The organism is Stenotrophomonas sp. 8(2023) (assembly GCF_030345295.1).
GTDB classification, from domain to species: Bacteria; Pseudomonadota; Gammaproteobacteria; order Xanthomonadales; family Xanthomonadaceae; genus Stenotrophomonas; species Stenotrophomonas muris.
In genome coordinates, this window is sequence record NZ_CP128404.1 from 4,390,976 (window position 1) to 4,413,508 (window position 22,533).

Sequence of the window (22,533 nt, forward strand, 5' to 3'; positions counted from 1 at the left end):
ATGAAGACCCTGATGCTGGCTTCCCTGCTCCTGCTCGCTGGCTGCGCCAGCATGGGTGGCGCGGGCGCTCCCCCGGTGGACGTCAAGGGCGCGGATGTATCCAAGCGCACCATGGACAACGGTGACACCATCGAGGAATACCGCGTGTCCGGCCAGCTGCGCATGGTCAAGGTGACCCCGTCGCGCGGTGCCCCGTTCTACATGTACGACAAGAACGGCGACGGCCGCATGGACAACGACAAGGACGGCGTGTCGCCGGTCTACTGGAAGCTGTACAGCTGGTGAGGTGACCGGGGTTGTGACCGGGGTCGGATCCCTTTCCACAGGAAAGGGCTCTGACCCCCTCAGGGCCACCGGCACGGCCCCGATCCCCCCACAAAAAACAACGCCGGCGCGCATCCTGCGGCCGGCGTCGGGTCCCCTCCCCGGGAACGCTTGAATCAGCGGGTATGGATCAGCGGATGACCAGCACCGGCAGCGTGCTGCGTGCCAGCACTTCGGCGGTCTGGCTGCCCAGCAGTACACGGGTCACGCCACGGCGGCCGTGCGAGGTCATCACGATCAGGTCGCTGTTGCGCTCGCCGGCGGTCTCGATGATGCCGTCGGCCGCATAGCGGTCCAGCACGTGCACCGGGTTGGCGGTGATGCCCTGCTCGGCGGCCTTGGCCAGCGCCGGCTGCAGCACCTTCTGCGCGCCTTCCTCGCGGTCGGCCTTGTATTCGGGGCTGTTCATGTAGCCCACGCTCCAGCCCATGGCGTCGTACATTCCGACGGCCCACGGCTCGGAAACAGTGACGATATCGACCTCGGCGTTGAGGTCCTTGGCCAGCTCCAAGCCCTTGGCCAGGCCCTTGTCGGCCAGTTCGGACCCGTCAGTGGCAATCAGGATGCGCTTGTACATGGTGGGGCTCCGTGGCGGTCTGCCGGATGGGAACGACACCATTGCACACCGTATGTGCAGGCGGCGCCTTGAGCAGGATCAATCCGGCGCCGCGCAGCGGCGTGTGCGCACCGTCACGTGGTCCGGGGGACAGGCTCGGCCCGCCCTCTTCTGTAGAGCCGAGCCCGTGCTCGGCTGCTTCTGGCGGGAAAAGCAGCGGAGCATGGGCTATGCCGGTCGTCCTGACCGGCACCCTTCGGGCCGTCGCAAGCGACGTTGGCAGCGGCTCCTGCCGCTACCTTCGGCTCTACAACAACGTCGCTCAGGCGATCTGCACCACGCGCGCGTTCTGGCACAGCGGGTAGCTGGCCACGAACTCGTCAATCGCATCGCGCATCGCCTCGAACGATTGGCCGTACATGTACAGCGCGGTCTCGGTCGGGCCCTGCCACCAGCTGCAGATCTCGCCCAGGCCGTCGATGTTCCCGGACAGCTGCTCGAACACGTGGTTGGAATCGCACTGTTCGTAGACCTCGTCCGGCAGGTTCAGGCCATCCAGGTAGATGCCCAGGCCTTCGGTCACGCCGAAGCTGCGATCGGCCTCGCCTGCGCCCTGTATCTGCGAACCCTTCGGTGCACCCAGCTGCTCCAGCAGGTCGATCAGCTTCGGCACGCCCGCGGCATCGACCAGTGCCACTTCGATATCGCCGTATTCGACCTCACCCAGGTCGGACATCGCGGTGCCGCCGCCGGTCAGCTCGCCCACCTGGGCCGCCTGCAGCAGCGCGTCGAGCGGATCCTCGAACAGTTCGTGGCGGTGCTCCGGCTGCAGCCGGGCGTTCAACTTCACGGTGACGTGCAGCGTGGGTTCGGTCATGGGGGCGTTCCTGGAAGAAGTGCCACCTATTGTAGAGCCGAGCCCATGCTCGGCTGCTTCTGGCCGGAAAAGCAGCCGAGCATGGGCTCGGCTCTACAACAGTCTGTCAACGCAGGAACGGCGTGACCTTGCGCTTCAGCAGTTCCACCAGCACCGGGTCCATGTACTCGTAGTCATACGGAATATCCAGGCAGATCACCCGCTTGCCGTTCAACCAGGCCTTGTAGCGGCTGGACAGCCGGTTGCGGTGGGCGCGCTCCATCACGAACACGATATCGGACCACTGCAGCAGCTCGGGGCTGAGCACTTCCTCGGCGTCGGCCAGCAGCCCGGCCGAGGCGGTCTCGATGCCCGGCCAATCGGCGAATACCTGCTCGGCCGTCGGGCTGCGCAGGCGGTTCTGGCTGCAGAGGAAGAGCACATTGCGGGTCATGAGCGCAGCCTAATCGGGGTCGGATCCCTTTTCCAACGGAAAAGGGCTCTGACCCCACTCAGGTACATTCGGACAAGTTGCATGGCCGGAAAACACTCGAAAGACCATCATGGGCCTTTCCACCGTCCAGATGCCCATGATCACCAAGGATGACCTGTTAACGACGTTCGCAGAGGTAGCCGAGGCGCACGACTGCTACTTCAGCAAGTACGTAGTCGCGACGTACGTGCTCTATTGCTGCATCAGAAATGCCAAGGAACATGACCTCGCGATCGCGTCCAAAAATGTCGATGATCCGGAGTTCGCCGCCAGCGTTGTGCTGAACGCGCCGCCCCGTCTTTCACATGATGGGCCAACGATCTTTGAAATTCCTTCCAACGCCTATGGGTTCACTCATGCGATGGTGGTTCCCAGCACTTATCACGGGCTTCTGAATGGGATCGAGAAGCGCACGGGTCTGTTCCTGTGCCTGCCGATCTTCCGGTGTGAGTTCAACGGCAACGAATCAGCAGAGGATTTCAGGTGGTCCACACATCACATCGTTGACGTCAACAACTGGCATAGGACCAGGCAGCCGAAGATCAGCGTGTACTTCGACAATCCCCGCACTGGTGGCGGCACGGACAAGGACGGTGCCATTGTGAGCCTGGAGACATTGATAGCGGAGATCGACAACGTTAGCGGAGTGAGCAACGGCTTCATCGAGATCACCAACTACCGCGGCGAAGTGATCGAGGTGTTGTCGCCGGCGGAAGGCCACTACGCGCTGATCCGCAACCGCCAGGATGAAGAAGCGATGGACCGCGCCGGGTTGGTGGCAGCCGTGGAGAAGTTCACCATCGGCTGATAGCCGACCGCTGTTGTAGAGCCGAGCCATGCTCGGCTGGTTTTCCCGCCTGAAGCAGCCGAGCATGGCTCGGCTCTACAGGAATTCCCGCCCCCTGACGGTGATCAGATCACCGTCAGGTTGGCGTAGGCCATCACCAGCCACTTGCTGCCGGCATCAGCAAACTCGACCTGCACGCGGGCGTGCGCGCCGCTGCCTTCGTAGTCGGTCACCATGCCTTCGCCGAACTTGGGATGGGTAACCAGCGCGCCGAGCTTGACCGGCGGCGCCTCGATCGAGGCATGGCCCATCACCCGGCTGGCGCCCATGGAGGCCGGCCGCGAGACCTGCACCTTCGGGCGCACTTCGTGCAGCAGTTCGCGCGGAATCTCGCGCAGGAAGCGTGACGGCAGGCTGTAGTTGTCCTGGCCGTGGATGCGGCGCGATTCGGCATAGCTCAGCACCAGCTTCTGGCGCGCGCGGGTGATGCCGACATAGGCCAGGCGGCGCTCTTCTTCCAGCCGCCCGCTTTCCTCCAGCGAGCGTGCGCTGGGGAACAGGCCTTCTTCCAGGCCGGCCAGGAACACCAGCGGGAATTCCAGGCCCTTGGCCGAGTGCAGGGTCATCAGCTGCACGCCCTCTTCGCCTGCCTGCGCCTGGCCCTCACCGGCCTCCAGCGCGGCATAGGCCAGGAACGCGACCAGCTCGTCCATGTCCTCGCCCACTTCCTCGATGTCGTCGGCCCGGCGCACGAAGCGCGAGGCCACCGAGACCAGTTCGTCGAGGTTGTCGGTGCGCGACTCCGAGTCCAGCGCATTGCGGCTTTCCTTGCTCCAGTGCTCGCGCAGCTGCGAGCGGGCCAGCACGTGGTCCACGCGCTCGGCCAGGGTCATGTGCACGGTCTGCGCCTGCAGCTCGTTGACCAGCCCCAGGAAGCCGGCCAGCGCATTGCGCGCGCGTGCGGCCAGCCCGTTGCCCTGGGTGACCAGCATCGTTGCTTCCCACAGCGAGATACCCTGCGCGCGTGCCTCGCGGCGCACTTCGTCCAGCGTGCGGTCGCCGATGCCCCGGGTGGGCGTGTTGACCGCGCGCTCGAACGCGGCGTCATCGTTGCGGTTGGACAGCAGGCGCAGGTAGGCCAGCGCGTCCTTGATTTCGGCACGCTCGAAGAAGCGCATGCCGCCATACACGCGGTATGGCACCTGCTCGCTCAGCAGCGCTTCTTCCAGCGCGCGCGACTGCGCGTTGCTGCGGTAGAGCACGGCCACTTCGGTGTAGCTGCCACCGTCGCGCACCCACTGGCGGGCACGCTCGACGATGTAGCGTGCCTCGTCCATCTCGTTGTACGCGGCGTACAGGTCGATCGGCTCGCCGTCACCGCTGTCGGTCCACAGCTGCTTGCCGATGCGATCCGGGTTGTGCGCGATCACCGCGTTGGCAGCGCCGAGGATGTTGGCGGTGGAGCGGTAGTTCTGCTCCAGGCGGATGGTCTGCGCGCCCGGGAAATCGCGCAGGAAGCCCTGCACGTTCTCGACCTTGGCACCGCGCCAGCCGTAGATGGCCTGGTCGTCGTCGCCGACCACGAACACGTGGCCGGAATCGCCGGCCAGCACGCGCACGAAGGCGTACTGGATGGCATTGGTGTCCTGGAACTCGTCCACCAGGATCTCGCGGAAGCGGGCGCGGTAGTGCGACAGCAGCGCCGGGTTGTCGCGCAGCAGTTCGTGCGCGCGCAGCAGCAGCTCGGCGAAGTCGACCAGGCCGGCGCGGTCGCAGCGCGCCTGGTACTCGATGTAGGCCTGGCGCATGGTCTCCAGCCACGCGTCGTGCGGTTCGGGCTGGATGTGCTGCGGGCGGCGGCCCTCGTCCTTCTGCGCGTTGATCCACCACGCGATCTGCTTGGGCGGGTACTTGCCGTCGTCCAGCTCCAGCGCCTGCACCACGCGCTTGACCAGCCGCAGCTGGTCGTCCGAATCCATCACCTGGAAGCCTTCGGGCAGCTTCGCGTCCTGCCAGTGCAGGCGCAGCAGGCGGTTGGCCAGGCCGTGGAAGGTACCGATCCACATGCCACGGCTGCCATGGGGCAGCTGTGCGTCGATGCGGTGGCGCATCTCGCCGGCCGCCTTGTTGGTGAAGGTCACCGCGAAAATGCCGTGGGTCGGCACGCCGTCGACTTCATGCAGCCAGGCGATGCGGTGGGTGAGTACGCGGGTCTTGCCGGAACCGGCACCGGCCAGCACCAGGTGGTGGCCGGGGGGAGCGGAGACGGCTTCGCGCTGGGCCGGGTTCAGGCCATCAAGCAGGTGGGAGACATCCATGCCCCCATTTTACGGCATCGCCGTCGCGGCTCCTGCGACCACCTGGGTGGCCAGTGCCTGCGCCTGCTGACGCAGTTCAGGCACCGCCAGGCTTTCCCACAGGCTGCCGATGCGCAGGCTGCCGAGTACGCCCAGCCGCGCCTGCGGCTGGCCACCGGCGGCACGCAGGCGGTCGCCCGGCACCGTGCTGTCCAGGCCCAGCCCATGCGGGCCGGGGCGGGCTAGGCCATCGGCCTGCAGCTGCTGCAGCAGCGGATTGCGCAGCGCGCTGGCGCGGGTTTCCACACCGGTGGCGTTGATCACCCCGCTGATCGTCCACTGCTGATCCTTGCCGGAGGCGTCGCGACCCGACAGCCGCAGGGCATCGCCTTCGCGGCCGACGCGTTGCAGGCGGGACCGGTGAATACGCAGTTGGCCGCTTTCGATCAGCGCCTGCAGCTGTGCGTCGACCTCTTCGGCGATGCGGTGGCGATGCACGTCCCAGTAGCGCACCACATGGCGCAGGAAGCGGCGCTGGTCGGCCGCGTCAAGGCTGCACCACAGCGCCTGCCCGTGCGGACGGATGCGGTCCATCACGCCCTGCCACGGCAGGCCGTCGGCCTGCGCCTGGCGCGCGAACCCGCGCAACGCGCGCAGGCGCTGGCGCAGGCTCATCGGCAGCAGCGCAGCCGGGTCGAACGCGGGCAGGCCGCCATGCGCATGCGGCAGCGGCAGCAGGCCATGGCGCGAGATCACGTGCAGCGGGCCGGTGTGGCCGGCAGCAACCAGCGCCAGCACGGTGTCGGCCATGCTCAGGCCGGAGCCGACGATGGCCACGGCCTGCTCACCGGCCAGGGTGCGTACGCCGTCGTAGTCCCAGGCCTCGATCACGTCATCGGCAGGCAGCGCATCGGCACCGGCCACCGGCAGCGGCCGCATGCTGTTGCCGGTGGCCAGCACCGCCTGTGCGGCGTGCAGCGTCTGGCCATCGCCCAGCAGCAGCCGGTAACCATGGTCATCCGGCTGCAGGCCCAGCACCGGCTGCGCGATCACCTGCAGCTGCGCCGGGCTGGCTGCGGCAGCCTCCTGCAGGCGCTGCTGCAGGTAGGCCGCAAAGTGGTGGCGGCACACGTAGCGCTCGCCCAGCACCTCGCGCGCCTCGCCCGGGTAGGCATTGGCGGCCATCAGGTAGTCGAGGAAATCGCCGGGCTGGTCGGCAAACGCACTCATCTTCGCCGCCGGCACGTTCAGCAGGTGCTCCGGCCACGGCGTGGCATAGGCGATGCCCTGCGCCAGCTGCGAAGCCGGTTCGAAGATGGCCAGCGCCAGCGGCGCCTGGGCCTGGCGCAACACCTGGATCGCCACCAGCACCCCGGCCGCACCACCACCGATGATTGCCAGGTCCAGTTCGCCATTACGCGGTGAATCAGTCATGCGCCGATTGTAGGCCATCGGCGATGACGGGCCGGATTGCCGAAGCGGGCGGTTGCCGCCGTTTCACATCAACGCATCGGCCAGCCGTGCGATGCCTTCGCGGCTGCGCCGCCACGTGGGACGGCTGCGCCACTGCTGCAGGTCCAGCTGCCGCGACTCGCGCAGGTAGCCATCCTCGATCGCGCACAGCTGCTGCACCAGCGCACGGTCGTAGCAGACCAGGCCGATTTCGGCATTCAGCGCGAACGAGCGGATATCCATGTTGATCGAGCCGAGCACGGCGATGTCCTCGTCCACGCTCATGTGCTTGGCGTGCAGGAACTGCGGCTCGTACAGCGCGATGCGCACGCCACAGCGCAGCAGCTCGTCGTAGTAGGCCTCCTGCGCCCACGACGTCAGCCGCTGGTTGTTGCTGGCCGACAGGATCAGCTGCACCTGCACGCCGGACAACGCCGCAATGCGCAAGGCGCTGAGCGTGGCTTCGTCGGGCACGAAGTACGGGGTGACCATCACCAGCCGGCGCCGCGCCAGGTGGATCAGCGCCGCCACCGCATCGCGTGCGTTGCTGTAGGGATAGGCGGGGCCGCTGGGCAGCAACTGGGTGGCGATGTCGTCGCTGCACTCGGGCACATCGGCGATCACGTCCAGGCGCTGGCCGGTTTCCATGTACCAGTCGCTGGCGAACACCGCTTCCAGATGCGCCACCGCCGGGCCGCGCACGCGCGCCACCAGCTCGCGGTTCGGGTGGCCAGGCACGAACTGCGGGCCGGCCAGGTTCTGCGAACCGACATAGGCCACTTCGTTGTCGATCACCGCGATCTTGCGGTGGTTGCGCAGGTCCATGCGCCCGCTGCGGCGCCAGCGCAGGCCACCGGGCAGCATCGCGCGCACTTCGATGTCGCGCGCCTGCAGGCGCTTGCGATAGGCACGCAGGCCGCGCTTGGCGCCCACCGCGTCGAGCAGCACGCGGCACTGCACGCCACGTGCAGCCGCACGCTGCAGGGCCTCGACGATCGCCTCGCCCACCGCGTCGTCGAACATCAGGTAGTACAGCAGGTGCACGCGGTCTTCGGCCTGGTCGATGTCGGCGATCAGCGTGTGCAGTGATTCGTCGTAGTCGGTCAGCAGATCGACGGCGTTGCCGTGCACCGGCATGAAGTCGCCCTGGCGCTGCACCAGCGGCACGATCTCGGCGCTGGCGGTGTCCGGCTGCGGTGTCCAGCGCAGGCGATGCTGCAGCGCCTGTTCCTCGCGGATGACCTGCGAGGCCTCGGCCTGGCGGCGGATGCGCTCGCGCGACAGCCATGGATGGCCAAACAGCAGGTACAGCGGCAGGCCCAGCAGCGGCACGAAGCCGACCAGCAGCAGCCAGCTACGCGCCGCCCCCGGCGTGGTGCGGGTGGGGATCCAGCACAGTGCAACCAGCCGGATCAGCCAGTCGATCAGCAGCAGGTACGAACCCAGCAACCACTCGAACAGCATCGTGTCGCCCGTCGGGAGGTGATGGGCCATTCTGCCCACCGGCCCTTGTGGAGTCGAGCCGCGCTCGACGGCCTTCCGGTCCGACCGCACAGCAGCCGAGCGTGGGCTCGGCTCTACAGGATGGATCAATGCCGCACCGGCACCTCGCACAGCTGCCGCACCGTGTCGGCATGGCGGCGGCCGTTGAGCGCCATGCAGGCGATCGCCTGTGCGGCCCGCTCCAGCTGCGCCTCGGGCAGCGGCGACGGCGCGCCGTTGGCCAGTGCCAGATGGTGGTCGCACAGCAGCAGCGCCATGCCCTCGATGCCTTGCAGCATGCGCTGCAGGCGCAGCCAGCCCAGTTCCAGGTCCTGCCGGTGTGATGGGGTGTTCATGCAACCTCCTTCAACGGATCTGGCCACCGTGAAGGTGGCGGACGATGCGTGGTTGCAATACCGGGAAGCAATCAATCAGCAAACGAACCGGCGGGCGCAAGGCCCCCTCGCACCGTCCGCCATAGAGGCGGATAGGTCACCAACCGTCGCCGGAGGGATCTCCGGCGACGGCGGGCGAGTCTACTGATTGATTGACTTCACGGGATTGCAAGCCCGACCGCTGCAACCGCAGCGGCCAGCCATCATGGGCACGGCGGGGCCCGTCGTTCCAATCGATTTGAACCGCGCGAGGCGGCAGAACCGGTAGGAACAATCACTTATCGCATTCGGCCCTTCACCTCAGGCAGGGTGCCATTGGCGACAGCGTGCGCAGGGAGTGCGGCAGTGCCGACCAAGGTCGGCCGCTACCGAAGTCTGCACGCCAGGCATGAAAAAACCCGCCGCAAGGGCGGGTTTCTTCGCGGGGACCAGCAATCCGTGCGGATTACTTGATCTTGCCTTCCTTGTACAGGACGTGCTTGCGCACGACCGGATCGTACTTCAGGAATTCCATCTTCCCCGGGGTGTTCTTCTTGTTCTTGTCGGTCGTGTAGAAGTGGCCGGTACCGGCCGAGGAAATCATACGGACCTTATCGCGCTTGCCTGCCATGATGCTTTACTCCTCAGACCTTTTCGCCGCGCGCACGCAGCTCAGCCAGAACGGAATCGATGCCGTTCTTGTCGATGGTGCGCAGTGCATGCGCGGAAACACGAAGCTTGACCCAGCGGTTCTCGCTGGCCACCCAGAAACGGCGCTCGTGCAGATTCGGCAGGAAACGACGACGGGTCTTGTTGTTGGCGTGCGAGACGTTGTTACCCGTCTGCACTCGCTTGCCGGAAACCTGGCATACGCGGGACATTGCGCACCTCGATAGTAGTAGTTGTCAGCCCGTAGCCCGGGCGACGGCGGCCTCGATGGTTGCCCACCACACGTCAAGAGAATCAAAGGGTTACGCTGGCGTTGGGCGGCCGGGGACGTGCTCCCGGGAGCGCCGCCCGGTAGAAAACCGGACACAGCGAGCCGCGCATTATGCACGGGTTCAAACACTTGCGCAAGTTACCCACAGGCGGGGACTGGACCGGCGGGGCGGGGGGACTTCGCCAACCGGCATACTGGCCCGGATCACTGCGGAGCTTTCCATGCGGCTGCTGGCCCTGACCTACGGAACCGAAGGCGATACGCGTCCGCTCGCCATGCTCTGCCATGGGCTGATCAGCGCAGGCCACGCGGTGACACTGCTGGCCGATGGCGGCACCCTGGGCAGCGCGCAGGCCCTGGATGTGCCCCACGCGGCCCTTGAGGGTGACATCCATGACGAAGTGGTCGCCCTTGTCTCGCGGGGCAACGGTGTTGCCGCCGCCAGTACCGGTCTGGCACGGATGGCGCTGCAGCATGTCAGCGGCTGGATGCGCCAGGCCGATGCCGCCGCCGAAGGCTGCGATGCGATTCTGACCGGCGGACTGGCGGCCCTTGTCGGCATGAGCGTGGGCGAACGTCGGGGTCTGCCGGTCATCGGCACCGGCATGATTCCGCTGACCCCGACGCGGGCCTTCCGCTCTCCGTTCCTGCCACCCGGACGCTCGCCGGGCTGGTTGAACCGGGCCAGCTACGGGTGGGTCAACGGCCTGATCTGGCGCCAGTTCCGTCGGCCGATCAACGCGGCACGCCAGCAACTGGGGCAATCGCCGCGTCGCGCGCTGTGGTCCGACCTGCCGATGCTCTATGGCATCTCGCCGCAGCTGCTGCCGCCACCGGCGGACTGGCCGGCCGACCACATCGCCTGTGGCCAATGGCGGCTTCCTGATGCGCCCTGGACGCCGCCGGCCGATCTGCAGGCCTTCCTCGATGCCGGGCCGCCGCCAGTCTATCTGGGCTTTGGCAGCATGACCGGATTCGATCGCGAGCGCGTACTGCCGGCCCTGCTGCAGGCGCTGGCACCGCGCCGGGTGCTGCTGTTTCCAGGGTGGGCCGGATTGCCGACGGGTGCGCTGCCAGCAGATGTGTTCGTGCTCGGCCCGACGCCACACGAAGCACTGTTCCCGCATTGCGCACTCGCCATCCACCATGGTGGCAGCGGCACCACGCATTCGGCCTGCCGCGCCGGCATTCCCTCGCTGGTGATGCCGTTCGCCGCGGATCAGTTCTTCTGGGCCGATCGCCTGTATCGGTTGGGCGTGGCACCGGCACCGTTGTCATCGAAGCGACTGGATGCAGCAACGCTGGCGGCAGCCATCACCTTCGTTGAAACCGACGCAACACGCGCACGCGCGGCAGCCCTGGGCGTGGCGATGGGCCATGAGGACGGGGTGGCACGTGGCGTGGCGATGATCGAGCGCTGGTTGCGGCCGGTGTAACAGCGGCCAGGCCTCAGCGCAGGTGCGGAATCACCTGCGCCAGCAGATGGGCATCCTTGAGCGCGCCGTGCAGGCCGCGCTGGCTGGGAATGCGCAGGCGCTGCAGCACATCATCCAGCTTGTTGCCCTGGCCGGGCCAGCGCCCGCGCGCCAGCTTCAGGCTGCAGGTGATGCGGCAGTGCTGGGCCAGCGTGCCGGGGATACCGGACAGACGCAGCTCGTTGTCCAGGAAGCCCACATCGAAGGTGGCGTTGTGCGCGACCATCTCGCTGCCGCGCAGGAAGTCGAGCAGTTCAGCAGCCTTGCTGGAAAACAGTGGCTTGCCCACCAGCATCGCATCACTGATGCCATGCACGCGCTGTGCACCCCAGTCGACCCTGCGCTGCGGCTGCAGGTAGGTGTGGAACTGGCGGCCGGTGAGCTGGCCATCGATCAGTTCGACGGCACCGATTTCGATCACCCGGTGCCCCAGGCGGTGGGAGATGCCGGTGGTTTCGGTATCCAGTGCGACGATGCGACTCATGCGTGGCGATGTTTCCTGTTACGTGCTGTAGTGATTTTCGCATGCCGGTAGAGCCGGGCCCACGCTCGGCTGGCGCGCGTAGCGCGGGCTTGGTGATGCCAGAAGCAGCCGAGCGTGGGCTCGGCTCTACAGATGCGCGCGCGCGATCAACCCAACGCCTCCACCACCCAATCGATGAACACCCGCAGCCGCTGGCTCATGTGCCGGTTCGGCGGGAACATCACATGCATCGGCATCGGCGGCAGCTGCCAGTCCGGCAACACCGGCAACAGCTCGCCGCGCGCCACGTGCGGCTCGGCCATGTAGCTGGGCAGCGCCACCACGCCCAACCCCGCCAACGCAGCGGCCAGATAGGCGTTTCCATCATCGAAGCCGACCGTATAGCGGCCCTGCACCTCAACGCGTTCATCGCCGCGCTGTGCAACGAACACGCGTGCGCGGCCACTGCGCGGGCTGAGGAAGCCAACCATGTGGTGATCGGGCCCTTGCAGCGCGCGCGGATCGGTCGGCAGGCCGAAACGCTGCACATAGTCGGGGCTTGCGTGGAAGCCGATCGGCAGCGCCGCCAGCGGCCGCGCTACCATCGCCGGGTCGGCCGGGGTGCCACCCCGGATCACGCAGTCAACGTTGTCGGCGATGACATCGACTTCGCGGTCACTCACGCCGATGTCCAGCTGGATCTCCGGGTAGCGCGCCTGGAAGTCCGGCAGCGCCGGCACCAGCCGCAGCCGCGCGTAGGGCCCGGGCACATCCACGCGCAGCCGCCCGCGCGGCTGGGTGGCCGCGTCGCCCAGCCCGCCCTCCACTTCTTCCAGCTCGGCCAGCAGGCGGGCGATGCGCGGGTAGTAGGCCGCGCCGTCGGCGGTGACGCTGACCCGGCGCGTGGTGCGGTTGAGCAGGCGCAGCCGCAGGTGTGCCTCCAGTTGCTGCACCAGCTGGGTGGCCGTGGTGCGGCTGATCTGCAGGGTCTGCGCGGCGCGGGTGAAGCTGCCGGTTTCCACCACCCGGGCAAAGGCCCGCATCGCCTCGAAACGGTCCATGGCGGGCCATGATTGTTTGGAATTGACAATCAATCTAGGCCGATCATCGCGGTTTATCCAGACAGCGCTGACGGGGAGGATGGCGTTCTCTCCCACGGGATCTTCCCCATGTCACAGCGTGATGTCGTTTTCCCCGCCGGCCGCCAGGCCCTGTACGAGCGCAACCGCTACTCGCCTGCGATCCGTTCCAACGGCTTCCTGTTCGTATCCGGCCAGGTCGGCAGCCGTGAGGACGGCTCGCCCGAGCCAGACTTCGAAACGCAGGTGCGCCGCGCTTTCGAGAATCTCAATGCGGTGTTGGCTGCTGCCGGCTGCACGTTCGATGACGTGATCGACGTGACCGTGTTCCTGGTCGATCCAGAGAAGAACTTTGAGAAGGCCTGGGCAATCGTGCCGGAGTATTGGGGCGAGGCGCCGCACCCGACCCTGACCGGTATCGGCGTGACCTGGCTGTATGGGTTCCAGTTCGAGATCAAGGTGATCGCGAAGCTGCCGTGATACGGGTAGTGCCGGCCGCTGGCGGCAACGCGGTGGGGTCGAAAAGCGTGTCGACCAAGGTCGACACCTACCAGAGCACATGTGCGCGGCGCACCCGAACGATGTGGTGGGGTCAGAGCCCTTTCCGGAGGAAAGGGATCCGACCCCGCGCCCGGCCCAGCTGAACGGGAGATTCCGACGAATTCCCGAAGCGTCCATTGATATTGTATCCGGCGAAAACCGCTTGCTAGCCTGCCGTCCATGCGCTGGATCACCCGCCACCTCCGTTCGACCCTGCTGATGCTGCTGATGGCGGCATTCGTGGTCGTGCCGGTGGCCGACGCGCTGGCCTGCACGGTGGAACCGCATGCCAGCACGGTGCATGTGGAGTCCGCACCGGATGCCGATGGCGATGCCGACGGCAAGCACGTCGGTGCCTGTGGCCACAACCACTGCCACCACTCCAATCTGAGCCTGCCGGCCAGTACCTTCGCCGCCTTCGGTGCGCCGCTTCCGGCGCGCTGGATGAATGCCGGCGACGCGGCGACCTATGCGGTCGCCCAGGATGAACTGACGCGTCCTCCCCGGGCGTGAGTTGAGCGCGTCCCGCATTCGCGGGCTTCGGTTCCCCTCACCTCCGGAAATTCTTCATGTCGACCCTGACACGTCGGCCGCTGCGTGCGGCCGGGCGGGTCGTCGCCGTGTTGCTGGGCCTGGCCCCGGCGGCATCGGTGATGGCGCAAGCCGCCCCTTCCTACGACACCCTGCTTGAACGCCTGGACCAGCTGCCCGGCACCCGCGTCGGTGCGGCGCTGGCCGAGGCCGCCGACGCGCGCGCCGACCAGGCCCGTGCGTTGCCCAACCCTTCCCTCTCTTACTCCGCCGAAAACGCCTGGGGCACCGGCTCCTATGGCGGCATGGGCAAGGCCGATACCGTGCTCACCCTGTCCCAGCCGCTGGAGGTCTGGGGCCAGCGTGGCGCGCGTGTCCGTGCCGCCCGTGCCGAGGCACAGGCCGCCAACCTGCGTGGTGCCCAAAGCCGCAGCGACGTGGCCAGCCAGCTGGCGGTGGTCTATGCACAGGCGGAAAGTGCACTGCGCCGCTACACCCTGGCCGAAGAAGCACTGAGCCTCACCCGCGCTGACGCCAACGCGGTCAACGCGATGGTCAAGCAGGGCCGCGAGCCGCAGCTGCGCGCCGTGCAGGCGCAGAGCGAAGTCGCCAACGCCAGCGCCGCGCTGGATGAGGCGCAGGCCTTCCGCGATGCCGCGCTGGCCCGCCTGGCCGGTGCCGCGCTGCTGGATGCGCCGGTGCAGTCGATCGGCGACAGCCTGCTCGACCGCGCGCCGCCGTTGCCACGCGGTGCCACCGATACCGCGCTGGCGGTGCGCATCGCCGAAGCCGAAGCGGATGCGGCGGGCAAGCTGGTCGACGTGGAGCGCAAGCGCGCCCTGCCCGACCTGAGCGTCACTGCCGCGCAGACCCGCTTCCGCGAGGGGGGCGAGCGCGCCTACAACCTCGGGGTCAGCCTCAGCATCCCGCTGTTCGACCGCAACCGCGGGGGCATACGCGCCGCCAATGCCGACCAGCGCGCGGCCGAGGCACGCCTGGACCAGCAGCGCCGCGACAGCGAGGCGGCACGCCTCTCCGCAGTGGCCGGTTTGAAGGCCGCCGGCAGCCGTACCCGCGCCGCCGATGAAAGCGTGGTCGCCGCCGAAGAGGCGTATCGCCTGGCCCGCATCGGCTTCGACGCCGGGCGCATCTCGCAGCTGGAACTGCGCAGCACGCGCAGCGCCCTCATCGCCGCCCGCGGCACCGCCGTGGATGCGCGCCTGTCGCGCGTCGCCGCGGAAATCGATCTTGCCCGCCTTGAAGGGCGCGCACCTTTTGTGGAGGTCCCATGACGCTCTCCCGTACTTTCCCGCTGATCGGCGGCGTGCTGCTGGCCGCGCTGCTGGCCGGCTGCGCTGGCAACGCGCAGACACCTGCCAATGAAGACCCGGCTGCGGCCAAGGCCGGCACCGACGATGGCCACGGCCATGCCGCCGACAGCAAGGCGGCCAAGGCCGAATCCGCAAAGGCGCCCGCCGATGGCGATGAGGGTGTCGTGCAGCTGACTCCTGAGCAGATCAAGGCGTCCGGTATCGAAGTGGTCGCGGTCGGTCGTGGTGGCGGTAGCTCCACGCGCTTGTCCGGCCGGGTCGAACCGTCGGTCGGTGCACGCGCCTCGGTGGCGTCGACCGTGACCGGCCGCGTCGAACGCGTGCTGGTCGCACCGGGCACCGCGGTGAAGCAGAACCAGGCACTGGCGATCGTGGTCAGCGGCGAAGCGGCGGTGTTCCGCGCCAATGCGCTGGCCGCCTCGGCCGAGGCCGAGGCCGCGCGCCTGGCCTATGGTCGCGACAAGGCGCTGGTCGACCAGGGCGTGGTCGCCCGCCAGGAGATGGAAACCTCGCGCGCACGGTCGCTGGCGGCACAGGCCCAGGCCGCTGCCGCGCAGGCCCAGGCCGCTGCCAACGGTGCGCCCGATGCCAGTGGCCGCGTGCGCATCACCAGCCCGGTGGCCGGCATCGTCGGCAACGTGCAGGTCACTCCGGGCGGTGTAGTCGCCGCCGGCAGTGCAGTCGCCGATGTCGCCGACCCTACAATGAACGAGCTGGTGTTCACCGCACCGCCGGCGCTGGCCGCACAGGTCACGCCCGGCATGACGCTGGAAGTGAGCGTGCCGGGTGGCAGCTTCACCGCCACCGTCACCGGTTCGGCCGCCGATGTGCGCCAGCAGGGCGGCGTCGCGGTGATCCGCGCCACCCCGGTGGATGCGTCGCTGCCGCCGGCCGGTTCGCCGGTCTCGGCCGTGGTGGTCACCGAAGGCCAGGACGGTTCGCTCAGCGTCCCGGCCGATGCAGTGCAGAACGTTGATGGCAGCAGCGCGGTGTTTGTCGCCGTCGAAGGTGGCTTCAAGGCGCAGCCGGTGCTGGCCGGGCGCCGTGCCGGTGACCGCATCGAGATCCTCGCTGGGCTGACCGGCAGCGAGCGCATCGTCGGTGCCAATGCCTTCCTGCTCAAGGCCGAGCTGGCCAAGGGCGAAGCCGAGCACGGCCACTGAGGAGGCGACCATGTTCAAGCTGATCATTGAAACAGCGGTGCGCCACCGCTGGCTGGTGGTGTTCATGGCCGCACTGATCGCCGCGGTGGGCCTGTTCCAGCTGGGCAAGCTGCCGATCGACGCGGTGCCGGACATCACCAACCGTCAGGTACAGATCAACACGGTGGCACCGGCGCTGACACCGGAGCAGATCGAGCGGCAGGTGACCTATCCGCTGGAAACCGCGCTGGCCGGCATTCCCGGCCTGACCACCACGCGTTCGCTGTCGCGCAATGGTTTCTCGCAGGTCACCGCGATCTTCACCGATGCCACCGACATCTACTTCGCCCGCCAGCAGGTGGCCGAACGCATGCGCGAGGCATCGGAAGACCTGCCCGATGGTGCATCACCGATGCTGTCGCCGGTCACCACCGGCCTTGGCGAGGTGCTGATGTGGACGGTGGACTTCACCGCGTTCGATCCGGCCAAACTGGCCAAACCCGATGAAGCGGGCTGGCAGGCCGGCGAGGTCTACCGCACACCGGAAGGCAACCTGCTGCGTACGCCCGAAGAACGTGCGACCTACCTGCGCACCGTGCAGGACTGGATCATCGCGCCGCAGATGCGTTCCAGCCCGGGGCTGGCCGGCGTCGATACGGTCGGCGGCTACGTGAAGGAATACGGCGTGCATCCGGACAGCGCCAGACTGGCCGCGCATGGCCTCGGCCTGGCCGACCTGGTCACTGCGCTGCAGCGTTCCAACGTGCAGGCCGGTGCCGGCTTCGTACAGCGTGCCGGCGAGGGCCTGGTGGTACGTGCCGACGGCCTGGCGCTGACCACCGACGACCTGGCACAGGCCCCGGTGGCGACCCGCAATGGCGTGGTGGTACGCGTAGCCGATGTGGCCACGGTGGAACTGAGCCGCGCGCCGCGGCTGGGTGCGGCCAGCCGCAACGGCCATGAAGCCGTGCTGGGCACCGCGCTGATGATTGCCGGTGGCAACAGCCGCACCGTGGCCCAGGCAGCGGCCGCGCGCCTGGAACAGGTAAACAAGTCACTGCCGGCCGACATCGTGGCGGCACCGGTGCTGGACCGCAGCGTGCTGGTCAATTCCACCATCAAGACCGTCGCCAGGAACCTCACCGAGGGCGCGCTGCTGGTGGTGGTGGTGCTGTTCCTGCTGCTGGGCAACCTGCGTGCGGCAACGATCACCGCGCTGGTGATTCCGCTGTCGTTCCTGTTCGCAGTGATCGGTATGAACCGCTTCGGCATCAGTGGCAACCTGATGAGCCTGGGTGCGCTGGACTTCGGCATCCTGGTGGACGGTGCGGTGATCGTGGTCGAGTCGACACTGCTGATGCTGGGCCAGCGCCGCGCCGAACTGGGCCGTGCGCTGACCGCGATGGAACGCCTGCGCGTAGCCGCCGATTCGGCCATTAAGATGGCGCGCCCTGCGGCCTTCGGCCAGCTGATCATCCTGCTGGTGTTCGCGCCGATCCTCACGCTGGAGGGCGTGGAGGGCAAGACGTTCCACCCGATGGCGGCCACGTTCATGCTGGCCCTGGTCGGTGCCTTCCTGTTTTCCTTCACCTTCGTGCCGGCGATGGCCGCGCTGCTGGTGCGCGAGCCCAAGGTGAAGGACGGCGATGCGCACGCGGACGACGGCGAGCACGAAACCAGGCTGATCCGCGTGCTGCGTGCGCGCATCGAACCGGTGGTGCGCAAGGCCGTGGCGCACCCGCGCACGGTGCTGGCCGGTGCGGTGATGATGGTGGTGGTGGGCATCGGCGCGTTCTCGCTGCTGGGCCGCGAGTTCATGCCGACCCTGGATGAAGGCAACGTGGCGATGCAGGCCCTGCGCGTGCCATCGACCTCGCTGGAGCAGTCACTGGCAATGCAGCTGGCGCTGGAAAAGGCGATTGCCAAGCAGCCGGAAGTGGAAACCGTGTTCTCGCGCACCGGTACCGCCGAGGCGGCGATCGACCCGATGCCGACCAACATTTCCGACAGCGTGATCGTGTTGAAGCCACGCAAGGACTGGCCCGATCCGACGCTGGCCAAGGACGCACTGGTGGCGCGCTTCGAGAAACTGGCCGGGCAGCAGCTGGGCAACAGCTTCGAGTTCAGCCAGCCGATCGAGCTGCGCTTCAACGAACTGATTTCCGGCGTGCGTACCGACCTGGCCGTAATGATCTTCGGTGATGACTTCAGCCAGCTGCAGAAGGTGGCCGACCAGGTGGCGTTGAAGCTGCGTGCGGTGGATGGCGCGGCCGACGTGCGGGTGGAACAGATCTCCGGCCTGCCCACGCTCAACGTGGCGATCGACCACGTGGCGGCGGCACAGTACGGGTTGAGCGCTGCAGATGTGAGTGATGCGCTGTCCACCGGCATCGGCGGTACCACGGCCGGCAAGATCTTCGAAGGCGACCGCCGCTTCAACGTGGTGGTGCGCCTGGACGATGCCTCGCGCAACGATCCGGACCAGCTGGCCTCGCTGCCGATCGCCACGCCATCGGGGCTCGTGATTCCGTTGTCGTCGGTGGCGCGCATTACCGTGAGCGAAGGGCCGAACCAGATCAGCCGCAACAACGGCAGCCGCCGCGTGGTGGTGCAGGCCAACGTGCGCGGTCGCGATCTGGGCGGCTTCGTCGGCGAGGCGCAGGCCGCGGTGGCCGACGTGGCGCTGCCGCCGGGCGCCTACCTGACCTGGGGCGGTCAGTTCGAGAACCTGCAGCGCGCGGAGAAGCGGTTGGCAACCGTGGTGCCGGTGGTGTTCCTGCTGATCGGCAGCCTGCTGTTCATGGCCCTGCGCAGCGGCAAGGAAGCCATTCTGGTGTTCAGCTGCGTGCCGTTGGCGCTGGTCGGTGGCATCCTCGCGCTGCTGCTGCGAGGCATGCCGTTCTCGGTATCGGCGGCAGTTGGCTTCATCGCCGTCTCCGGCGTGGCCACGTTGAACGGCCTGGTGCTGATGCAGGCGATCCGCGAACGCCTGGACGCCGGCGACCTGCCGCTGCAGGCAGCAATCAACGGTGCCTCCAGCCGCATCCGCGCGGTGCTGACCACGGCGCTGGTGGCGATCGTCGGCTTCATCCCGATGGCGATTGCCAGCGGTTCCGGTGCGGAGGTGCAGAAGCCGCTGGCCACGGTGGTGATCGGTGGCCTGATCACCGCCACCGTGCTGACCCTGCTGGTGCTGCCGACCTTCGCAGCACGGGTGGCCAAGCCGCGGCCGGTGGGGTGAGGCGAGAGGGGGTCGGAGCCCTTTCCACAGGAAAGGGATCCGACCCCGTGACCGGGTCGGGTTGCCGGCCAGCGGCCGGCACTACCCTTGCACGGTCAGGCCTTCTTGCGCTCGGCGATGTAGGCCTGGATCTGCTGTTCCAGCACCGGCAGCGGCACCGAGCCCTGCTTGAGCAGGGTGTCGTGGAAGCCCTTGATGTCGAACTTGTCGCCCAGCTCCTTCTCGGCCTGCGCACGCAGGCGCACGATGGCGATCTCGCCCAGCTTGTAGCTCAGCGCCTGGCCAGGCCAGGAGATGTAGCGGTCCACCTCGGTGGTCACTTCATGCTCGCTCAGCGCGGTGTGGTCACGCAGGTAGGCCAACGCCTGCTCGCGGGTCCAGCCCTTGCTGTGCACGCCGGTGTCGATCACCAGGCGCGCGGCACGCCACATCTCGTAGGTCAGGCGGCCGAAATCCTCGTACGGGGTTTCGTAGATGCCCATCTCCACGCCCAGCTTCTCGCAGTACAGCGCCCAGCCTTCGCCATAGGCGGAGATGTAGGCGTTGCGGCGGAACTCCGGCAGGTTCTTCTGCTCGGCGGCGATCGCGCCCTGCAGCGAGTGGCCCGGATCGGATTCATGCAGGGTCAGCGCCGGCAGGTTGTACAGCGGGCGCGACGGCAGGTTGTAGGTGTTGAGCCAGTAGGTGCCCATGCCACCGCGGCCGGCCGTCCAGAACGGTGCGATGTCTGGCGGCACCGGCACGATGGTGAAGCGCGCGCGCGGCAACGTCATGTACTTGCCCAGCTGGCCGTCCGCCCGCTTGGAGATCCACGCGGCACGCGACAGCAGCTCTTCCGGTGTCTTTGCATAGAACTGCGGATCGGTACGCAGGAAGGTCAGGAACTCGGCAAAGCTGCCCTTGAACTTCACCTGCTTGATGATGTCGTTCATTTCCTTCTGGATGCGCTCGACCTCATCCAGGCCGATGCGGTGGATCTCGTCCGGCGACAGGTCCAGCGTGGTGTACTCGTGGATCTGCTGCCGGTAGTACGCCTTGCCATCGGGCATCGCTTCGGCGGCCAGGGTGGTACGCGCCTGCGGCACGTACTCGTTGACGAAGAAGGTGCGCAGCTGCTGGAACGCCGGCACCACCTTGCCGCTGATCGCCGCGCGCGCCTGCGCCTGCAGCCTGGCCTGCTCGGCGGCCGGGATGGTGGTGGGCAGCTTCTTGAACGGCGCGTACAGCGGCGACTCGGTCGGGTCCTTCAGCTCGGCGACGGTGGCGATGGACACTTCGCGGCCATCGAGCACCGCGCGCGGCACGCTGAAACCACGCTTCAGGCCGGCGCGCATGTTCTCGGTCTGCTGGCCGAAGTAGCGCGGTACATCATTCAGGCGTGCGATGTAGTTCTGGTAGTCCTGCACGGTCTTCATCTCGCGCCGGGCCATGAAGGACAGGTTGGACCAGAACGAGGAATCGGCGTTGAACGGCATCTCGTAGCCGCGCAGGCGCGTCTCTTCGGCCAGGTTGAACACCTGGTCGTGGTAGATCGCGTAGTTGACCTGGTTGTCGGCCGACAGGGTCTTCGGGTCGATCTTCTTCAGCGCGGCCAGGGTCTCATCCCACACCTTCAGGCGCGCCTGCTGCGCGGCCGGGCCGACGTCGGGCATGCGGGTGGCGTTGGCCGGGGCGTCCTCGTCCTCGCTGGCCTCGCCACCGCCCTGCTGGCGCCACTTCCATTCCTTCTCGTACAGCGCGCGGAAGGCGGCGTCGGCGGGCGATTCAGTGGCCACGCCGGACGGTGCGGCGGTGGCGGGCGGCGCGGCCAGGGCCACGGCGGGGGCGGACAGGGCGATCAGCAGGGCAACGGCAAGACGGGTTTTCACGAGCACAGGTTCCCGGGAAGGCAGACCCCGATCATGGCACCCCCCATCGCCCGTGGCATGGGACGAAGGTCCTGCCTGCGCAGCAGACCGGGGCCCCGGTAGCCAGGTACGCAGTAGACCCACGTCATGCGTGGATGCGCCGCGGATCCGGACAGGGTGATCCGGACGGGGTCAGAGCCCTTTCCCATGAAAAGGGATCCGACCCCGGGGCCTCAGTGGCTGGCCTTGTCGCGCTTCCAGCCGCGGTGCTTGATGTCCAGGTGCAGGCTGTACAGCGCGGTGAACGCCGGGAACAGGTTCTGCAGCACGCCCACCGAGTCCTGCTTGGCCGAGAACAGGAAGTAGCTCAGCGTCATCAGGCTGCCGAGCACGCTCATGTACCAGAACAGGCGCGGGATCACCGGCTTGCCGGCGCGCTTGGACGCGACGAACTGGACCAGCCAGCGGCCGCCGAACATCAGCGCGCCGGTATAGCCGATCAGCTTCCAGCCGGTCACGTGCAGGCCGGTCCAGTACAGCCAGGTCAGCGGCTGGTCGAGCCAATGCAGCTCCAGATCCATCAGCGCTCCTCCACCGCGGTGCGCTTGCTGCGGGTGATCAGCCAGGCCACGCCACGCAGGTCGCGGATGCCGACCAGCGCGCGGCCGAGGTTGTTGTACTTGGACACGCCAGCGGTACGGTGGCGGTGGTTGACCGGCACGCTGGTGGTCTTCCAGCCGGCGCGCTGCATCAGCGCCGGCAGGTAGCGGTGCATGTGGTCGAAGTACGGCAGGTCGAGGAACGCGCTGCGTTCGAACAGCTTGATGCCGCAGCCGGTATCGGGCGTATCGTCGCGCAGCATGCGTGCACGGATGGCGTTGGCCCATTTGCTGGCCCAGCGCTTGCTGCCGCTGTCCTGGCGGTTGACGCGCCAGCCGGCGAACAGCTTCACCTGCGCCTCGGCGGCGTCGCGTGCGGCGAGCAGCTTGGGGATATCGGCCGGATCGTTCTGGCCATCGCCATCCAGGGTCGCGATCCACGGCGCGCGCGCGTGCTTGACGCCGGTGCGCACCGCGGTGCTCTGCCCGCTCTGGTTCACATGGTGCAGCACGCGCAGTTCCGGGGTGGTCGCCTTCAGTCCCTGCAGCACCGCCAGGGTGTCATCGCGCGAGTGATCGTCGATGTAGACGATTTCGAACGGCAGCCGGCCACGCAGCGCGGCGGTGATTTCGGCGACCAGCGGGGCGACATTGTCGCGCTCGTTGAATACCGGGACGACAACGGAAAGCTCGGGTTGGCTCATAAGGCACTCGGCCAAAGGGG

22 protein-coding genes are annotated in these 22,533 nt (G+C 67.6%); 8 read left to right on the forward strand and 14 right to left on the reverse strand.

Annotated features, from left to right (window positions below; genetic code table 11):
• Window positions 1-285 carry a DUF2782 domain-containing protein gene (locus QP609_RS20300; protein WP_014038952.1) on the forward strand — a complete coding sequence of 95 codons (285 nt, stop codon included), beginning with the start codon at window positions 1-3 and terminating at the stop codon, window positions 283-285.
• A gap of 169 nt (window positions 286-454) precedes the next feature.
• Here the strand turns inward: QP609_RS20300 and QP609_RS20305 are convergent, their stop codons facing one another.
• The 3 genes from QP609_RS20305 to QP609_RS20315 all read right to left on the reverse strand — a co-directional run bounded on the left by QP609_RS20305 (window position 455) and on the right by QP609_RS20315 (window position 2,190).
• Window positions 455-901, reverse strand: a complete 447-nt coding sequence (locus QP609_RS20305; protein ID WP_005411629.1) for a universal stress protein — start codon at window positions 899-901, stop codon at window positions 455-457.
• Window positions 902-1,202: 301 nt separating this feature from the next.
• Window positions 1,203-1,757, reverse strand: coding sequence for a hypothetical protein (locus QP609_RS20310; protein ID WP_014648865.1), 555 nt, complete (start codon window positions 1,755-1,757; stop codon window positions 1,203-1,205).
• Window positions 1,758-1,863: 106 nt separating this feature from the next.
• Entirely contained in the window at window positions 1,864-2,190 is a 327-nt protein-coding gene (locus tag QP609_RS20315; RefSeq protein ID WP_014648866.1) for a low molecular weight protein tyrosine phosphatase family protein, read from the reverse strand.
• A gap of 109 nt (window positions 2,191-2,299) precedes the next feature.
• Between QP609_RS20315 and QP609_RS20320 the strand changes: the two genes are divergently transcribed.
• Window positions 2,300-3,037 (forward strand): hypothetical protein, encoded by a 738-nt coding sequence (locus tag QP609_RS20320; RefSeq protein WP_249327265.1) that lies wholly within the window; start codon window positions 2,300-2,302, stop codon window positions 3,035-3,037.
• 104 nt (window positions 3,038-3,141) lie between these two features.
• On the opposite strand, the gene uvrD is transcribed toward QP609_RS20320, so the two are convergent.
• The 6 genes from uvrD to rpmB form a co-directional block, all read right to left on the reverse strand.
• Window positions 3,142-5,334, reverse strand: coding sequence for a DNA helicase II (uvrD, locus tag QP609_RS20325; protein ID WP_126411522.1), 2,193 nt, complete (start codon window positions 5,332-5,334; stop codon window positions 3,142-3,144).
• Window positions 5,335-5,343: 9 nt separating this feature from the next.
• Window positions 5,344-6,765, reverse strand: a complete 1,422-nt coding sequence (locus QP609_RS20330; protein WP_049442084.1) for an FAD/NAD(P)-binding protein — start codon at window positions 6,763-6,765, stop codon at window positions 5,344-5,346.
• A gap of 45 nt (window positions 6,766-6,810) precedes the next feature.
• Window positions 6,811-8,229 carry a cardiolipin synthase gene (gene cls / locus QP609_RS20335; protein WP_014648869.1) on the reverse strand — a complete coding sequence of 473 codons (1,419 nt, stop codon included), beginning with the start codon at window positions 8,227-8,229 and terminating at the stop codon, window positions 6,811-6,813.
• Window positions 8,230-8,354: 125 nt separating this feature from the next.
• Window positions 8,355-8,603, reverse strand: coding sequence for a hypothetical protein (locus tag QP609_RS20340; RefSeq protein ID WP_049442085.1), 249 nt, complete (start codon window positions 8,601-8,603; stop codon window positions 8,355-8,357).
• A 484-nt stretch (window positions 8,604-9,087) separates the two neighbouring features.
• Window positions 9,088-9,255, reverse strand: coding sequence for a 50S ribosomal protein L33 (gene rpmG, locus QP609_RS20345; RefSeq protein WP_169411268.1), 168 nt, complete (start codon window positions 9,253-9,255; stop codon window positions 9,088-9,090).
• A gap of 10 nt (window positions 9,256-9,265) precedes the next feature.
• Window positions 9,266-9,502, reverse strand: a complete 237-nt coding sequence (rpmB, locus tag QP609_RS20350) for a 50S ribosomal protein L28 (RefSeq protein ID WP_005411638.1) — start codon at window positions 9,500-9,502, stop codon at window positions 9,266-9,268.
• A gap of 280 nt (window positions 9,503-9,782) precedes the next feature.
• On the opposite strand from rpmB, the gene QP609_RS20355 reads away from it, so the two are divergent.
• A complete protein-coding gene (locus tag QP609_RS20355; RefSeq protein ID WP_197621028.1) occupies window positions 9,783-10,997 on the forward strand; it encodes a glycosyltransferase in 1,215 nt (404 codons plus the stop codon).
• Window positions 10,998-11,010: 13 nt separating this feature from the next.
• Here QP609_RS20355 and dnaQ read toward each other — a convergent pair whose 3' ends face one another.
• A complete protein-coding gene (gene dnaQ / locus QP609_RS20360; protein WP_014648871.1) occupies window positions 11,011-11,520 on the reverse strand; it encodes a DNA polymerase III subunit epsilon in 510 nt (169 codons plus the stop codon).
• Window positions 11,521-11,666: 146 nt separating this feature from the next.
• Window positions 11,667-12,560: a LysR family transcriptional regulator gene (locus QP609_RS20365; RefSeq protein ID WP_180835586.1), complete on the reverse strand. Its 894-nt coding sequence runs from the start codon at window positions 12,558-12,560 to the stop codon at window positions 11,667-11,669.
• A 108-nt stretch (window positions 12,561-12,668) separates the two neighbouring features.
• Here QP609_RS20365 and QP609_RS20370 point away from each other — a divergent pair, with 108 nt between their 5' ends.
• The 5 genes from QP609_RS20370 to QP609_RS20390 all read left to right on the forward strand — a co-directional run bounded on the left by QP609_RS20370 (window position 12,669) and on the right by QP609_RS20390 (window position 19,363).
• On the forward strand, window positions 12,669-13,058 hold the full coding sequence (locus QP609_RS20370) for a RidA family protein (protein ID WP_014648873.1): 390 nt from the start codon (window positions 12,669-12,671) through the stop codon (window positions 13,056-13,058).
• A gap of 240 nt (window positions 13,059-13,298) precedes the next feature.
• Window positions 13,299-13,631, forward strand: coding sequence for a hypothetical protein (locus tag QP609_RS20375; RefSeq protein ID WP_014648874.1), 333 nt, complete (start codon window positions 13,299-13,301; stop codon window positions 13,629-13,631).
• A 56-nt stretch (window positions 13,632-13,687) separates the two neighbouring features.
• On the forward strand, window positions 13,688-14,941 hold the full coding sequence (locus tag QP609_RS20380) for a TolC family protein (protein ID WP_049407169.1): 1,254 nt from the start codon (window positions 13,688-13,690) through the stop codon (window positions 14,939-14,941).
• A complete protein-coding gene (locus QP609_RS20385) occupies window positions 14,938-16,143 on the forward strand; it encodes an efflux RND transporter periplasmic adaptor subunit (protein ID WP_046433252.1) in 1,206 nt (401 codons plus the stop codon). Before QP609_RS20380 ends, QP609_RS20385 begins: the two co-directional genes overlap by 4 nt.
• Before the next feature lie 10 nt (window positions 16,144-16,153).
• The gene (locus QP609_RS20390) at window positions 16,154-19,363 is read left to right on the forward strand and encodes a CusA/CzcA family heavy metal efflux RND transporter (protein ID WP_049442091.1); all 3,210 of its coding nucleotides are present in this window, start codon (window positions 16,154-16,156) and stop codon (window positions 19,361-19,363) included.
• Between the two features lie 95 nt (window positions 19,364-19,458).
• On the opposite strand, the gene QP609_RS20395 is transcribed toward QP609_RS20390, so the two are convergent.
• The 3 genes from QP609_RS20395 to QP609_RS20405 all read right to left on the reverse strand — a co-directional run bounded on the left by QP609_RS20395 (window position 19,459) and on the right by QP609_RS20405 (window position 22,513).
• Entirely contained in the window at window positions 19,459-21,231 is a 1,773-nt protein-coding gene (locus QP609_RS20395; RefSeq protein ID WP_197621026.1) for a DUF885 family protein, read from the reverse strand.
• Window positions 21,232-21,443: 212 nt separating this feature from the next.
• Window positions 21,444-21,791, reverse strand: coding sequence for a lipid-A-disaccharide synthase N-terminal domain-containing protein (locus QP609_RS20400; protein WP_014648879.1), 348 nt, complete (start codon window positions 21,789-21,791; stop codon window positions 21,444-21,446).
• Entirely contained in the window at window positions 21,791-22,513 is a 723-nt protein-coding gene (locus QP609_RS20405; RefSeq protein ID WP_005420380.1) for a glycosyltransferase family 2 protein, read from the reverse strand. Before QP609_RS20405 ends, QP609_RS20400 begins: the two co-directional genes overlap by 1 nt.
• Between the last annotated feature and the right edge of the window lie 20 nt (window positions 22,514-22,533).

What these genes read in the sequence shown, in the direction of transcription:
- QP609_RS20300 (WP_014038952.1), top strand. Translation starts at nt 1, where the DNA reads ATGAAGACCCTGATGCTGGCTTCCCTGCTCCTGCTCGCTGGCTGCGCC.
- QP609_RS20305 (WP_005411629.1), bottom strand. Translation starts at nt 901, where the DNA reads ATGTACAAGCGCATCCTGATTGCCACTGACGGGTCCGAACTGGCCGAC.
- QP609_RS20310 (WP_014648865.1), bottom strand. Translation starts at nt 1,757, where the DNA reads ATGACCGAACCCACGCTGCACGTCACCGTGAAGTTGAACGCCCGGCTG.
- QP609_RS20315 (WP_014648866.1), bottom strand. Translation starts at nt 2,190, where the DNA reads ATGACCCGCAATGTGCTCTTCCTCTGCAGCCAGAACCGCCTGCGCAGC.
- QP609_RS20320 (WP_249327265.1), top strand. Translation starts at nt 2,300, where the DNA reads ATGGGCCTTTCCACCGTCCAGATGCCCATGATCACCAAGGATGACCTG.
- uvrD (WP_126411522.1), bottom strand. Translation starts at nt 5,334, where the DNA reads ATGGATGTCTCCCACCTGCTTGATGGCCTGAACCCGGCCCAGCGCGAA.
- QP609_RS20330 (WP_049442084.1), bottom strand. Translation starts at nt 6,765, where the DNA reads ATGGCCTACAATCGGCGCATGACTGATTCACCGCGTAATGGCGAACTG.
- cls (WP_014648869.1), bottom strand. Translation starts at nt 8,229, where the DNA reads ATGCTGTTCGAGTGGTTGCTGGGTTCGTACCTGCTGCTGATCGACTGG.
- QP609_RS20340 (WP_049442085.1), bottom strand. Translation starts at nt 8,603, where the DNA reads ATGAACACCCCATCACACCGGCAGGACCTGGAACTGGGCTGGCTGCGC.
- rpmB (WP_005411638.1), bottom strand. Translation starts at nt 9,502, where the DNA reads ATGTCCCGCGTATGCCAGGTTTCCGGCAAGCGAGTGCAGACGGGTAAC.
- QP609_RS20355 (WP_197621028.1), top strand. Translation starts at nt 9,783, where the DNA reads ATGCGGCTGCTGGCCCTGACCTACGGAACCGAAGGCGATACGCGTCCG.
- dnaQ (WP_014648871.1), bottom strand. Translation starts at nt 11,520, where the DNA reads ATGAGTCGCATCGTCGCACTGGATACCGAAACCACCGGCATCTCCCAC.
- QP609_RS20365 (WP_180835586.1), bottom strand. Translation starts at nt 12,560, where the DNA reads ATGGACCGTTTCGAGGCGATGCGGGCCTTTGCCCGGGTGGTGGAAACC.
- QP609_RS20370 (WP_014648873.1), top strand. Translation starts at nt 12,669, where the DNA reads ATGTCACAGCGTGATGTCGTTTTCCCCGCCGGCCGCCAGGCCCTGTAC.
- QP609_RS20375 (WP_014648874.1), top strand. Translation starts at nt 13,299, where the DNA reads ATGCGCTGGATCACCCGCCACCTCCGTTCGACCCTGCTGATGCTGCTG.
- QP609_RS20380 (WP_049407169.1), top strand. Translation starts at nt 13,688, where the DNA reads ATGTCGACCCTGACACGTCGGCCGCTGCGTGCGGCCGGGCGGGTCGTC.
- QP609_RS20385 (WP_046433252.1), top strand. Translation starts at nt 14,938, where the DNA reads ATGACGCTCTCCCGTACTTTCCCGCTGATCGGCGGCGTGCTGCTGGCC.
- QP609_RS20390 (WP_049442091.1), top strand. Translation starts at nt 16,154, where the DNA reads ATGTTCAAGCTGATCATTGAAACAGCGGTGCGCCACCGCTGGCTGGTG.
- QP609_RS20400 (WP_014648879.1), bottom strand. Translation starts at nt 21,791, where the DNA reads ATGGATCTGGAGCTGCATTGGCTCGACCAGCCGCTGACCTGGCTGTAC.
- QP609_RS20405 (WP_005420380.1), bottom strand. Translation starts at nt 22,513, where the DNA reads ATGAGCCAACCCGAGCTTTCCGTTGTCGTCCCGGTATTCAACGAGCGC.